Source organism: Psychromonas sp. CD1, from assembly GCF_002239585.1.
Classification (GTDB): domain Bacteria; phylum Pseudomonadota; class Gammaproteobacteria; order Enterobacterales; family Psychromonadaceae; genus Psychromonas.
This window is the reverse complement of record NZ_NDFH01000003.1, coordinates 494073-507420: the sequence shown is the minus strand read 5'-3', so window position 1 is coordinate 507420 and position 13348 is coordinate 494073. Positions and strand designations below refer to the sequence as shown.

Annotated in this window: 11 protein-coding genes and 2 pseudogenes; 6 read left to right on the top strand and 7 right to left on the bottom strand. The window is 34.6% G+C overall.

What is annotated here, in order from left to right:
• Window positions 1–20: 20 nt before the first annotated feature.
• Window positions 21–1322 (bottom strand): DEAD/DEAH box helicase, encoded by a 1302-nt coding sequence (locus tag B8W84_RS03755; RefSeq protein WP_094751975.1) that lies wholly within the window; start codon window positions 1320–1322, stop codon window positions 21–23.
• A gap of 366 nt (window positions 1323–1688) precedes the next feature.
• Between B8W84_RS03755 and B8W84_RS03750 the strand changes: the two genes are divergently transcribed.
• The 3 genes from B8W84_RS03750 (at window position 1689) to bamC (ending at window position 4093) form a co-directional block, all read left to right on the top strand.
• Window positions 1689–1940, top strand: coding sequence for a hypothetical protein (locus tag B8W84_RS03750; protein ID WP_094751974.1), 252 nt, complete (start codon window positions 1689–1691; stop codon window positions 1938–1940).
• Window positions 1941–2090: 150 nt separating this feature from the next.
• Complete coding sequence (dapA, locus tag B8W84_RS03745; RefSeq protein ID WP_094751973.1) at window positions 2091–2972, top strand: 4-hydroxy-tetrahydrodipicolinate synthase; 882 nt, start codon at window positions 2091–2093, stop codon at window positions 2970–2972.
• Window positions 2969–4093, top strand: a complete 1125-nt coding sequence (bamC, locus tag B8W84_RS03740; protein ID WP_094751972.1) for an outer membrane protein assembly factor BamC — start codon at window positions 2969–2971, stop codon at window positions 4091–4093. Before dapA ends, bamC begins: the two co-directional genes overlap by 4 nt.
• Window positions 4094–4148: 55 nt before the next feature.
• Here bamC and B8W84_RS03735 read toward each other — a convergent pair whose 3' ends face one another.
• Both B8W84_RS03735 and brnQ read right to left on the bottom strand, forming a co-directional pair.
• Window positions 4149–5258, bottom strand: coding sequence for a phosphoribosylaminoimidazolesuccinocarboxamide synthase (locus B8W84_RS03735; protein WP_094751971.1), 1110 nt, complete (start codon window positions 5256–5258; stop codon window positions 4149–4151).
• A gap of 137 nt (window positions 5259–5395) precedes the next feature.
• Window positions 5396–6700, bottom strand: coding sequence for a branched-chain amino acid transport system II carrier protein (brnQ, locus tag B8W84_RS03730; protein ID WP_094751970.1), 1305 nt, complete (start codon window positions 6698–6700; stop codon window positions 5396–5398).
• A gap of 418 nt (window positions 6701–7118) precedes the next feature.
• On the opposite strand from brnQ, the gene B8W84_RS03725 reads away from it, so the two are divergent.
• Window positions 7119–8543 (top strand): peptide MFS transporter, encoded by a 1425-nt coding sequence (locus B8W84_RS03725; RefSeq protein WP_374220147.1) that lies wholly within the window; start codon window positions 7119–7121, stop codon window positions 8541–8543.
• Window positions 8544–9036: 493 nt separating this feature from the next.
• Here the strand turns inward: B8W84_RS03725 and B8W84_RS03720 are convergent.
• A pseudogene (locus B8W84_RS03720) lies at window positions 9037–9321 on the bottom strand (IS3 family transposase); the annotation flags it as partial.
• Window positions 9322–9395: 74 nt separating this feature from the next.
• Between B8W84_RS03720 and B8W84_RS03715 the strand changes: the two are divergent.
• Window positions 9396–9917 carry an IS6 family transposase gene (locus B8W84_RS03715; RefSeq protein ID WP_094751967.1) on the top strand — a complete coding sequence of 174 codons (522 nt, stop codon included), beginning with the start codon at window positions 9396–9398 and terminating at the stop codon, window positions 9915–9917.
• A gap of 523 nt (window positions 9918–10440) precedes the next feature.
• On the opposite strand, the gene B8W84_RS03710 is transcribed toward B8W84_RS03715, so the two are convergent.
• Complete coding sequence (locus B8W84_RS03710; RefSeq protein ID WP_094751966.1) at window positions 10441–10830, bottom strand: tRNA-binding protein; 390 nt, start codon at window positions 10828–10830, stop codon at window positions 10441–10443.
• A gap of 35 nt (window positions 10831–10865) precedes the next feature.
• Window positions 10866–11086: pseudogene (locus tag B8W84_RS08105) on the bottom strand (GDCCVxC domain-containing (seleno)protein).
• Window positions 11087–11315: 229 nt separating this feature from the next.
• Here B8W84_RS08105 and B8W84_RS03700 point away from each other — a divergent pair.
• Complete coding sequence (locus B8W84_RS03700; protein ID WP_094751965.1) at window positions 11316–11930, top strand: LysE family translocator; 615 nt, start codon at window positions 11316–11318, stop codon at window positions 11928–11930.
• 225 nt (window positions 11931–12155) lie between these two features.
• On the opposite strand, the gene B8W84_RS03695 is transcribed toward B8W84_RS03700, so the two are convergent.
• On the bottom strand, window positions 12156–13337 hold the full coding sequence (locus B8W84_RS03695) for a M20 metallopeptidase family protein (RefSeq protein ID WP_094752733.1): 1182 nt from the start codon (window positions 13335–13337) through the stop codon (window positions 12156–12158).
• Window positions 13338–13348: the final 11 nt, after the last annotated feature.

Sequence of the window (13348 nt, the reverse complement as noted above, 5' to 3'; positions counted from 1 at the left end):
TAGGCCCATTTACAATATTATTAACGTTTTTTTCTGCGTTTAGCCTTTTCACGGCGAATATTGGAAGGTTTATTTTTTTCTTGTTTACGAGCGAGCATCTGATTATGCTCTTGTGTTGCTTTATAACGACTTTTCTTTAATTTTGGGGTGTTCGTTCCTTCATATATTTCAGGTAACGATGAATCCATCGCGTAACCTGGATAAATGATACGTTCAAATTTGCGACCGATAAGCTCTTCTATATTATCTAGAAATTGTTCATCTTTGGGGCTCACTAACGAGATTGCCATGCCTTTTTTTCCTGCACGTCCTGTCCGACCGATCCGATGTATGTAATCTTCAGCTAAGAAAGGCAGATGAAAGTTAACCACGTAAGGAAGGTTGGGAATATCAAGACCACGCGCAGCAACATCGGTAGCCACTAATACACGAACTTCGCCTTTTGTAAATTTTTCAATGGCTTTATTACGAGCGCCTTGGTTTTTATCACCATGACAAACTGCACACTTAATACCATCTAATTTTAATTCTTTAGCGAGTAAATCGGCGCTTTCTTTGGTACCAGCAAAAACTAAGACTTGTTGCCAATTTTTAACACCTATTAACTCAGATAATAATTCATGCTTACGTGTTTCAGACACCCAATAGACTTGTTGCTTAATTTTTCCCGCAGTTGAATTTTGAGCGGATACTTCAATCGTTTTTGGGGTATGTAGTAACTGTTTCGCAAGTGTTTTTACTTTGTTTGAGAAAGTCGCTGAAAACATAAGTGTTTGATGTTTTTGTTTAACATTCTGCATAAGTAATTGAATATCAGTTAAAAACCCCATATCTAACATTCGATCTGCTTCATCTAATACTAAATGTTTTACATGAGATAAGTCGACACTACGCGCATTGATATGCTCGATTAAACGCCCTGGGGTTGCTACTAAAATATCTACGCCACTTTTAAGAACTTTAATTTGTGGACCCATATTTTTACCACCACAGATCACCGCACAAGACAAATCCATAAACTGAGAATATTGTTTAATATTTTCTAATATTTGAGCCGCAAGTTCACGAGTAGGGCTTAATATTAACGCGCGGATAGCACGATTATTCGCTTTTTTTTGTGAGGCTGATTTCATTAATAAATCTAACAGGGGCAAACAAAATGCAGCGGTTTTACCCGTACCTGTTTGTGCGCTCGCAAGAAGGTCACAGCCCGAGCGGATCAGCGGTATTGCTTGTTGCTGAATAGGGGTTAAATTTGTATAACCACATGCTTTAACCGCTTTTAATAATTCTGTAGAAAAACCTGCCGCATCAACACTCATACCTTCACCACTTTATTCAAAATCTAATTAGGAGCGAGAGTATATAGTGAATGAGCTTGGATTGCAGGTCTATTTTAAAATTCTTGATTTTATCTTTTTTATGTATTGCTTTACTTATGATGTGATATTTATTGTCTTTCTTCTTTTTTTGGGGACTCTTCAATTCAAGTATTAAGTGCTATTGTTTATGCTTTCTCCAAAACCTATCGCAGGGCTCTAAACATTACGAGACTAATTTATTTGCCCAGAAATGCTTTGATATAAGAAAGTGTGAGGTCATATGTAAAACTTACCGGATACCAACTGCTGGTTTTCTGCTCTATTTAAGCTAATATATAAATGTATTATCTTTACAAAGGAGTCATTATGGAAGTTTCTACGCAACTCAATTTACCTATCTCCGTAACAACACCTGATTGTATCAATATACAAAGTATCACTACGTCTAATAATGAACACAATAAAGGAACGTCCAATATAGAATCGTCAGCTTCAGTACCCACTAGTTTAAGTGCGGAAAAAATTAAGATACGAGTCATCGAACATCAAGCTTTACAAACAAATAAAGCGATTAGCGCAGACGAGGCAGTCGGCAGTTTAATTGATGTGCGCATCTAACCGAAAAAATACAAGATAAATATTGGCTAATATATTATCTTTTTATCTGTTTTTTATACCTACCTGTTATCGCAAATTCTATTTATATTAACCCTTGTCTTTCACGCGTGGCAAAAGTAGTATTGAAAGGATATTAAAGAGGAGATAAATATGTTAACAGGCTGTATTGTCGCACTTGTGACACCAATGAATGAAAATGGTGAAATAGATTTCATTACTATAAAAAAACTTGTCGAATTTCATATTGAATCAGGTACAGATGCAATTGTTTCCATGGGTACGACGGGGGAGTCTGCAACATTAACGACCGATGAGCATGTGGAGGTTGTATTAAAAACACTTGAATATGCAGCCGGGCGTATTGATATTATTGCCGGAAATGGTGCAAATTCGACAGCTGTTGCCGTGTCATTGAGTAAACGCTTAGAAAATAGTGGTATTGTGGCGGGGTTAAATGTAACACCGTATTATAATAAACCTACGCAAGAAGGGCTTTATCAACATTTTAAACAAATTGCACAAGCGTCTAAATTACCTCAGATATTATATAATGTACCCGCACGAACAGGGGTTGATTTACTTCCTGAGACCATTGCAAGACTTGCCAAACTAGACAATATTATTGGAATTAAAGAAGCTACCGGTGATATCTCCCGATTTCTAGAAATAAAAAAATTAGTTCCTGCAAACTTCCTTCTCTATAGTGGTGATGACTTAACATGTTGTGAATTTCTTCTAAAAGGAGGAGATGGCGTTATTTCTGTAAGTTCTAATATTGCGCCTGTATTAATGAACGAAATGTGTAAAGCGGCACTTTCAGGTGACAAGCAAAGCGCTGAGAAAATAAATGCACAATTATCTCCTCTATATAAAACGCTCTTTCTAGAAGCTAATCCGATACCTGTGAAATGGGCGTGTGCGCAACTCGGTCTAATTTCAACTGCTGACTGTCGATTACCTTTAACGATACTCGATCCTCAATATCGAGTAATATTAGCAAATGCTTTAACGGAAGCTAAATTAATTTCATGAGCCAACAATTTAAAAGAAAAGAAATATCATTATGCATCGCAATCGTTATCTCTTTAACGGGTTGCGCTCGATTTGATACTAGGATGCAAGCGAATGGTCCTTTTGATTATCAACAATCAACACTTAATCCTGAATATGTTTCCAATGGCTATAGTCGCGAAGAAAGTAGGGATGCATTTGATATTCCTTTGCTCAATCAAACCCAAAAAGAAATTGGGCTTAAAGCTAAAAATGTTGATATCCGTCCTCCTACTCAATTAATAAAAATCATTGATGGTGTGAGAGAAGATAAAGGTAATATATCAGGCACAACGATTATTTTTAATACTTTTCTGCAAGAAAACGATTTAAATTTAAAAATAAGGACGTTAGTCTCGGACTATTTAGCATCTAAAAATGCACAATTTAGAGTTAATGCAACTCAAAGGGGACTTGTAGAACTTGCAGAAGTAACGGAAGAAATTATTTTTGGTAACTTTTTGAATGAAAATGTAATTATGAAGAAGTCATCGTTAGAGATAAAAGTAAGTACTCTTCAAGACCAACATCAAGTCAGTTTAAGTGTGCGATTACTCAAACATTCAGAAACAAATGACGGTACACTTTTGCCGTTTAAATTAACCAATAAAAACAAACAAAACATAGAGACAAGCTTCATTAACGATCTTTTGTTATTTGCTTATCAAGAAAAAGAAAAAAAGACATCTATTAGTCTGGAATCTCAACCTTTACCAATTAAACTTGGATTTGATGAGAATCATCAAATGGCTTGGTTAATTGATGAGAGTTTTACAAAAACATGGCAAGAGCTTCCTTCTTTATTCAAATTACTTAACTTTGAAATCATAAATGAAGACAAAGAGTTGGGAAGTATGTTGTTATCATATAGTGCGCCGAGTAATGATTATTGGAAAACAAATAACTTACAACCATTTAAGTTAGACAGTGCACAATATTTTATTCAATTAGGGGAGTTGACTAAGAGTAGCAGTGCAATCATTTGGTTAGATGCAGATAAAGCACCATTAAGCGATGCATTAGTTTCTGAAATTTATTTAAGTATCACAGATAAAGTTCGACAAGTCTTATTGTTAAAGGAAGTACAGAGTAACCATTTATAACAACAAAAAGCCAACAATAAGTTTTGTTGGCTTTTTGTTGTTAACTTATAAAGGCTTACACATCATCGATTAGTTGATATTTCTCTTTTAAAATAGCAATGATTTCAGCTTTGGGGTTTTTAGATATAATTATTTTTTTGCCAATTATTTTTTCTGCAATGAGACAATAGGTTTCAGATATTTTTAATAAAGCAGAAACAGGTAGTGCATTATTTTTAGCAAGAGCCAAACGTTCTACCATACGCTCTTTATTTAATAAAACATCGGCATCAGAAAAATGATTTAACAAAAATTGTCGAAAATCTTCTTTTGAATTCTCAACAATATTGCCTTTTCCAAATGCATCTTGATCCCATATTCTAGATGAATCGGGTGTGCCCACTTCATCCATATAAATGATTTTTTCATTACCCGCTTTATCCGTTACATAACCAAATTCAAATTTGGTATCTACAAATATTTGTTTTATTTCTGCAAGCGCTGTACTAATTACATTAAAACCATCATTTAGAAGTTTTTCATAATACGCAATATGTTCAATTTTTGAAAAATTAAATGCAGCAAAATTATCTTCAATGTTTTTTCTTGTAATATTAACATCATCGCTAGCAGGGACGTCAGGTATACCTTTTAAAATACCTTTTGTTGAAGGTGTTATCAATAATGAATCCAGCTTTTGGTTTTTTTGTAAGTCTTCTTTGATTTTTATACCACAAAAATCACGCTCCCCTTTAGAATAAGCTCTCCACATTGATCCCGTTATATATTGTCTTGCAATTGCTTCAATCATAATGGGTTTTGCTTTTTGAACAATCCAAACTAATGGATGGGGAATATCAAGAATATGACTATCTGCTAATCCTTTTTCTTTGAATAAATTAAACCAATGACTTGAGATAGCATTTAAAGCGGCCCCTTTACCTGGGACGCCTTGCAGGCCGTCTTCAGCATGCCAAATACAATCAAAAGCAGAAATGCGGTCACTGATAACCATTATTGCTAAAGGAGCATCGCTGGCAACATCATAATTTTTTTCTTTAATGAGGCGTTTGCTATCGGAAGGGGTTAACCAGTATACGGACCGTACTTTCCCATTATGAACGGGCTGTTCTGTACGAATGGGCAGATCATTATTAACAGCTAAAACTTGGTCGGTAAAACGCATAAAAACATCCTATAGGTTATTTTCAAATATACTACAAAGTTCAGCGCGAATAATAACAGATAATAGATGGCTTATCATGGCAATATAAAAGATAAAGTCTGCAATCGCAGACTTTATCTGGCATATATAGCACTTGTTTAAGAAGAATTTTTTGTTTTATTTTTAAACATAAAAATAGAAATTAGCAAGGCTAATATTGAGGGTAAGAACCATTCCATATTTTCATCAAATAAAGGTATGAATGATAAAATATCGATGTTTATTCCAGTTACTTTAATTCCATCTAATAGACCAAATACAAGAGAAGTACCTAATACAAAAGAGTAAGATAGCGGTTTATTCGCTAATTTATCTTTAGCATAAGTTAAAGCAACTAATGCTATTGCCACCGGATAAACAGTATATAAAACGGGAATAGAGAGTTGAATCAATTGGCTGAGTCCAACGTTTGTAACAAAAGCACACAAGATACAATTTAGTATTACTAAAAATTTTCTATTCCAGTTAGGTTTTAACTCGACCAAAAAATCTGACAGTGCACTCACTAAACCTACCGCTGTCGTTAAACAAGCTAAGCCAACAACTAACGAAAGTAAATATTGACCAGAGATACCAAAAAGAGCTTGCACATAAAGAGATATTATTTCACCTCCATTGTTAATATTTATCGCGACACTATGGCTAGTCGCTCCAAGATAGAAAAGTGAAGCATAAACAAAAGTTAAACCTACTGCCGTCATCAATCCTGAAATGATAAGGTATTTATATTGAACTGCGCGCGATGTTATCCCTTTCGATTTGATGACATTGATGATGAGCATTCCAAAAACAAGTGCACCTAACGTATCCATTGTATTATAGCCTTCAAGAATACCGGTTATAAAAGGAGTATCGACATAACCTGCAGATGCGGCACCTATATCTGCAAGTGGATGAAGAACAACCGCCGTAGCTAAAATAATTAATAATACAATAAGCAAAGGTGTTATCACTTTACCAATCATATCTAATAATTTCCCCGTTGAGATAGAGAGTCCAGCAACAATAGTAAAAAATAAAACTGAAAAGATAGCTAAATGCATTGAAGTTTCATTCATTATAAAAGGACGGATCCCAATTTCAAAAGCAACCAGTGCAGTTCTAGGTGTTGCAAAGCTTGGACCAATAATAACAAAAATAATGAGAGCAAATAATGTCGCTATTTTTCCCGGTAAGTATTTTGCCATGACTGTTAGCCCACCACCGGCTTTAGCTACAGCGATAAGAGTTAGTAACGGTAAACCGACTGCCGTAACTAAAAATCCTAATATAGCAAGTAAAGTGTTTTCACCTGCAAGAGAGCCAGCAAGTGGTGGGAAAATAAGGTTTCCCGCACCTAAAAAAAAAGCAAAACTCATAAAACCTAATCCGATAATATCGAATGTTGATAATTTTTGATTCATATTATCCTATTCCTTTTTGTTGTTTATGTGTCATTTAGTTATTTCCCTTTAATAACTCGTCACATTATCTAAAATAAATAGAGTAACAGCCTATAGGAATATATAATCTTGACCAAAAGATAAGTTAATATAAAATAATCATAATAAGATTATTATATAACTTACTTTGATTGAAATTATAATACCTTATTTATTTCGTAAGCGTTATCTTTATCTAGTCGTGCTAAATACAAATGTTTATTAAAAATAAAAAGTACAAAAAACATAACTGATACTTTAGATATATTACATATTACGAAAGCACGCTTTAAAACCAATAAAAATATAGCAACACTTTAATCGTTAATTGTACTTATCCATGAAAGAGATATGTTTAGAAAATCTCCACATTAAATAATACTAATGTGCAACAAAAGAGATATATATGTTAAATGATAAAGATACACTTTTAGGTCACCCAAAAGGACTTTTCTTACTTTTTAGTACAGAACTATGGGAACGATTTTCTTATTACGCAATGCGCGCAATTTTAGTTATCTACCTTACCGATAAAACAGTCAACGGAGGTATGGGTTGGACGACGGCAGAAGCACTTAATCTTTATGGTATTTATACGGGTCTCGTTTATTTTACCCCCCTTATCGGTGGATGGTTATCTGACAATTACATTAGCAAACGTCGCTCCCTGATTCTAGGTGGCTCGTTAATGGCAATGGGTCAATTTGTACTTGCTTTACCCGATGGTTTTCTACCTATTCTTCCCCTGCATAGCTTTTATTTGGGCCTGGCTTTTATCATCGTTGGTAATGGTCTTTTTAAACCTAATGTTTCCAGCATGCTAGGCGATCTTTACCCAGCTAACGATAAGCGTCGAGATGGTGCATTTACTATTTTTTATATGGGTATAAACGTTGGCTCTCTTCTTGCTGGGATTGTTGTCGGTGTTGTCACAGGCATCATGGGTTGGAAATCAGGATTTTTCGCCGCCGGTATTGGTATGCTAATCAGTTTAGTTATTCAGATGCTCTTTGCACAACGCTATCTTGGAGATATTGGTAAAATACCAGGGGCTAAATTGGCATTAGAGAATAATAAATCTAAAAAAGAGCCTTTAACTAAAATTGAAATTGATCGTTTAAAAGTTATCATGATCATGGGCTTATTCGTAGTCGTATTCTGGGCGGGTTTTGAGCAAGCCGGTGGTTTAATGAATTTATATTCTCATGACTATACAGATAGAGTCATCGCAAACTTTGAAGTCCCATCTTCATGGTTTCAATCACTTAATCCTTTCTTTATTATTATTTTAGCTCCTATTCTCGCTATCATATGGGGAAAAATGGGACCTAAAGAACCGAATACACCCGTTAAGTTTGCATTAGCTCTTTTCTTTCTTGCTCTTGGCTTTCTTTGTATGATTGGAGCCGTAATGGAACAAGGCGGAGATCTTACCGTAAAAACATCCATGATGTGGCTTGTGGGAGCTTACTTTTTCCATACGCTCGGAGAACTTTGCTTATCTCCTATCGGAATGGCAATGATAACCAAACTTGCTCCACTCCGTTTAGCATCCTTAATGATGGGTAGTTGGTTTGCCTTTAATGCTCTATCAAACTATATTGCCGGAGTGGTTGGCGCTCATGTAGAAACATTAGGCGCTCTTGATATTTTTGCTGGCATTGCCATCTCTTCTATTATTGCGGGTGTCGTCTTACTTGCTTTCTCTAATACTCTAATTCGTTGGATGCATCAAAGTGAAGATGGAAGTTGCTCTCATATCCATCCTGAAAATCAGACGGATAATGATGAAGTAGCAACCGAAAATAAACATCAACTTGTTTAACTCAATCTAAAATCTAAGTAACTAACCCCTTATTGAGATATCTTCACCACTCAATAAGGGGTTAGTTGTTTCACCGATAGCTTTTTTTTACAATAAGCCTCTTTTTAACATTACACCAAGTAAGTCTTTTACTCATCGAATTACAAATTAATTATCCCTTCTTGCTCCACCTTATATCTTGCATCAACCGCTAAAAGATGACCACTTTCACATGGTTTTTGCTATATCATTCATCAGTGAACCCGTTCCACAGCCAAATCTAACACTTTTCCCCCTTCACAAAGGCAGACTCTAAGTGATTGATTTTAACTATATTCAGAAAAATATCATTAATGAATTTCAATCTATCAAAGCCTTTGCTCCCTACTTCTAAAACATATTGACTGATATACCCATGATCTTTGATAATACTTCGTAATATAAAAAAGCATTGATATTTAATTTTAAAAGATCACAATGACAGAGTGCTGTGATAAGCGAGAGAGTATTTTGGTCAAGTCCAACCGGACACCTGACTTTGTAAATTTTCATAGCTAATCGGCGTTAAATTTCCCAGTGTTGTATGAAGTCGTTCATGGTTGTAATAACGGATATATTCCTCAACATCCATCTTCATTGTTTCACGTGTTAAGTGAACAATATTTAATAACCATTCATTCTTTAAACTGCCAAAAAATCGTTCTACAACGGCATTATCTAAACAAGCACCAACACTACTCATTGAAGCTATTATTTTATATTTGTTCAGTAAACGGCTAAATTGCCCACTCGTATATTGAGGGTTCTGTCGCAAAGTTGACTCCGTAAATCAAAGTGTTAATACTATTTCGATATTTTCGGAGTATCAATAACATGGCAATCAACTTTTCAGGACGACATTACCCACCAGATATCATCATAATGGCACTGCGTTATTATCTTGCTTACAAACTTAGCTATCGTGACATAGAAGAGATATTCGCTGAGCGTAATATTCATTTTGGTCACTCAACGTTAAACCGTTGGGTGACCAAATATGCTCCATTACTCGAAGCCAGTTTCAGAAAAAGCAAACGTAAAGTAGCTGACTCATGGCGAATGGATGAAACTTACATAAAGGTGAAAGGTAAGTGGGTCTATTACTATAGAGCTGTCGATAAATATGGCGCCATTATTGATTTCTATTTAAGTGAAAACCGTAATGAGCAGGATGCACGGGCATTCTTTGATAAAGCGATAAAGAGCAGTGGCTTACCCCGTAAAGTTGTCATTGATAAAAGTGGTGCGAATGCAGCTGCGCTAGATACTCTTAATATTCACCTTTGGTTTGGCGGGTACATGCTGTGCATGGTCGAAGTATTAGCGGTTAAATACCTCAATTCAATGTATTCGTGATATTTTAAGTGTCATAGATAAAATATTTAAAAGTATGAATACTAATTATTAATCTAAGAAAAAGTCACATTTTTGCGACGATCTCAAAATAACTGTATATAAACGCAGGTAAAATGATAGGGTGTTTTTTATTCCTTTTATTAAATGTATTTCACTTTTGGCTAGTTAATTGTATTCTGTAACGGCTTAAAGATGAGTTCCAGATATAAATCTATAAGCAATTGAAAGATAAACCAACTATTTATCAAAACCACATACTGCGCATAATGCATATTATGTTAAATAGCTTGAATGTAAAGATAATAAAAAGAAGTTATTACTGTTTTTTTACCTGCTATTGAACATAATTGTATTTAACATAAAATGTATAATATACTATTATCCTTTAGGTGTTTTATACATTTAGGATTTAAAGATGAAGTTAAAACAAGCTGTAACCATTCTTGTTACAGTTATCGCCAGATATTGATATGCTCTGAAAAATAAGGTTAACTATCTTAAATATAAAATCAAATCTCTACTACTATCCAGCTCTACTTCCATTTGCAACCGGAACTTCCGGCATCGCTAAACAAGGACATTGTTTATCTGCATAGCCGATGTCAAATAACATTCCTTGTTTATCTGCATAGCCGATGTCAAATAACATTCCTTGTGATAGTTCCCCTGCCATTTTACGTTCTGCAATATTGACGACAAATAATGCTTGCTTACCTTCTAATTCTTGAGGATTCCCCCGTTCCTGCTTAATACCAGAAAGAATGGAACGAGTATGATCGCCAAAATCCACGATAAGTTTCATTAATTTATTTGATTTTGCAACGTCCAAAACAGAAATTATTGTGCCGATACGAATATCTAACTTTTCAAAATCATCGAAGGTTATTAGTTTTTTAATAGGAGCCGGCTGCATATATAATTCCTTATTTTAAATGTATTAGGTTAAAACTAATGGGTACACGCTATATTTTCTTGTATAGGCGGACATTTAACGTTACCAAAAGAACAAAACACACAACAATCACCCGTTAAAGGTTTAAATGTTTAAATGTTTTATGACAATATGTACATTCATAAAAATATAAGCAAGCATTTGTCGGCATAATTTCTTTTTTCTTGCCTCCGCATTCCGGACAGGTGAGAGTTGACGTTAGAATGATTTTTCTCATATTATTTCTCTATATTGTTTATTCGGCTAAGTGCATTGTAAGTTATCAATAAGTATTTAAAACCACCCTATTCACATTTTTATGTTTAAGTATATTAACCATAAAAACAACCACTCAATGTGTTTAATTGATGATCAACACATTTGGTCATGTTTAAAAAATAGCGATTCATCTTATTAGAATAAGATAATAATACAAACCTAAAAAATTATTTAAAAAGAGTACATTTATGTTTCCAGCAGAGCTTTTATTTGGCTATATCAGCGCCGTAACCATCCTCGTTATTATGCCGGGGGTCGATAGTTTATTAACCATTACAATGACTAAAACACTCAATTGGAAAGCTGGGCTACTCGTTGCAACTGGTAATTTAATAGCAGGGGTAAGTTTAACCATTACCAGTGCCCTATTGATTGCAGGATTTTTAAGTCTGAATGAAACGCTCAATACCGCCATTCAAGTTGCAAGTTCACTCTACCTTTTAAGAATGGGATGGCAAATTTTTAATACAGAGCCCAACATGCAAAAAGGAAGTCTTAGTATTAAGAAAACAAAAATTATCACAACGTCTATTATGAGTAACTTGTCTAATCCTAAAGCTTTGACTTTTTTTCTCTTTTTGATCCCACAATTTGTCACTACATCAACGCCTATCGGAATGTTACAGCAAGCTTTAATATTAGGTTTCATTTTAAATGTAATCGGCTTCTTTTATCTCAGTTTTTTAGCCTTACTATCATCTAAAATTAAGATGTCGTTTATGCAGGGAGCATATACAAATAAAATTATTGGCATTTTATTTGTAGTCATTGCTTTTTACTTATTATATCTACGTTTTATTTAGCCTATGATACTTAGATTCAAATAATAAGTGCATAACTTGTATCGCGATCAGCCCTTGAATATGTGATTGGTCAGTGATGAGGATGTAAGGGTGAATTTAATACAGCTAAATAATAGACCGAGAAAGAAACTTTTTTTTAAAACGCCACTTCAAATTATGGCAGAACACATAACCGCACTTGCGGCTTAGCGGTTATGCACTTCAAGGTTGAATCTGCCGCTTAATTTAAGCATCAGTAGCTAAATTAATAAAAATTTGCGCGCCAACAAGTAAAAAATCATCTTCTACAAAGTAAGGCGTTGCATGCAAATAATTCTCAATACCTTTTTCTTTATTACCAGAGCCAAGAAAAAACATCGCCCCACATTTGTTTTTTGTCGCCTCTATCATATAACTAAAATCTTCACTTCCTGTTGTAGAGCGACAATTAACATCTAAAAGTTCAACCGGAATTATTTTTTGTGCGGCTTGTACAACGCGTTGATAAGCAATCGTATGATTTACAACCGCAGGATAACCACAATGGCTAAACGATGTTGTATAACCACGTAATTCACTTTGCGCAACAATAGATACAAAGCTATTGATTAGAATTTGATTTGTTGCATTATCCATTGCACGGATAGTGCCTTTTGCTTGCGCATTGCCCGCGATAACATTAGGCATAGTGCCAGCATTAAACATTCCACAGACAAAAACCGCGGGAGAGAACGGATCTGTTTTTTTTGCAACAATGTAGTCCATATCTGCAATAATACGCGCTCCTTCTCGAATTGCATCGAGTCCCTTATTTGGCATGGCACTATGAGCTGATTTACCTTGAATATCTAACGTCCACATACTTCCGTATGAAGACATAATATGGTCGTTAATTGACAATTTCCCACATTCTTGAGATGCATCATTGTGTAAAGCATAAACTTCACTAACTCCGTGCATACAACCCAATTCAACCATCTTATTAGCACCATCAATACGCATATCTTCTTCTGCCATTTGAAAAATAAAACGCACATTATATCGTAATCTTTGAGGGTGATTAGCAAGATAATTGGCAGTAGTTAAGGCAATACTCATATGTGTATCATGCCCACAATTATGTGCACAGCCTTTATTTTTTGATGTATATTGATTATTCGTTAGATCTTCCATTTCAAGACCATCCATATCGGTTCGAAATGCGAGCATTGTCAATGTGTCATCAATAATAAGATCCGCAATAAACCCTGTATGTCCCACATAAGATTTAATTTTAAAACCATATTGATGCATCAACGCTTTACAGTATTTTGATGTTTCAACTTCTTTTCCTGACAATTCAGGCATCATATGCAGATCACGACGCGTATTAATACTAAAATCACGTAACGTTAATACATCGTTATTTAATTGAAATTTATTTAACATGCTCATATAAA

Coding starts and splice junctions, on each gene's coding strand:
- B8W84_RS03695 (WP_094752733.1), bottom strand. CDS start 13,337: ATGTTAAATAAATTTCAATTAAATAACGATGTATTAACGTTACGTGAT.
- bamC (WP_094751972.1), top strand. CDS start 2,969: ATGAGCCAACAATTTAAAAGAAAAGAAATATCATTATGCATCGCAATC.
- B8W84_RS03750 (WP_094751974.1), top strand. CDS start 1,689: ATGGAAGTTTCTACGCAACTCAATTTACCTATCTCCGTAACAACACCT.
- B8W84_RS03710 (WP_094751966.1), bottom strand. CDS start 10,830: ATGCAGCCGGCTCCTATTAAAAAACTAATAACCTTCGATGATTTTGAA.
- dapA (WP_094751973.1), top strand. CDS start 2,091: ATGTTAACAGGCTGTATTGTCGCACTTGTGACACCAATGAATGAAAAT.
- B8W84_RS03715 (WP_094751967.1), top strand. CDS start 9,396: ATGGCAATCAACTTTTCAGGACGACATTACCCACCAGATATCATCATA.
- B8W84_RS03755 (WP_094751975.1), bottom strand. CDS start 1,322: ATGAGTGTTGATGCGGCAGGTTTTTCTACAGAATTATTAAAAGCGGTT.
- B8W84_RS03735 (WP_094751971.1), bottom strand. CDS start 5,258: ATGCGTTTTACCGACCAAGTTTTAGCTGTTAATAATGATCTGCCCATT.
- B8W84_RS03700 (WP_094751965.1), top strand. CDS start 11,316: ATGTTTCCAGCAGAGCTTTTATTTGGCTATATCAGCGCCGTAACCATC.
- brnQ (WP_094751970.1), bottom strand. CDS start 6,700: ATGAATCAAAAATTATCAACATTCGATATTATCGGATTAGGTTTTATG.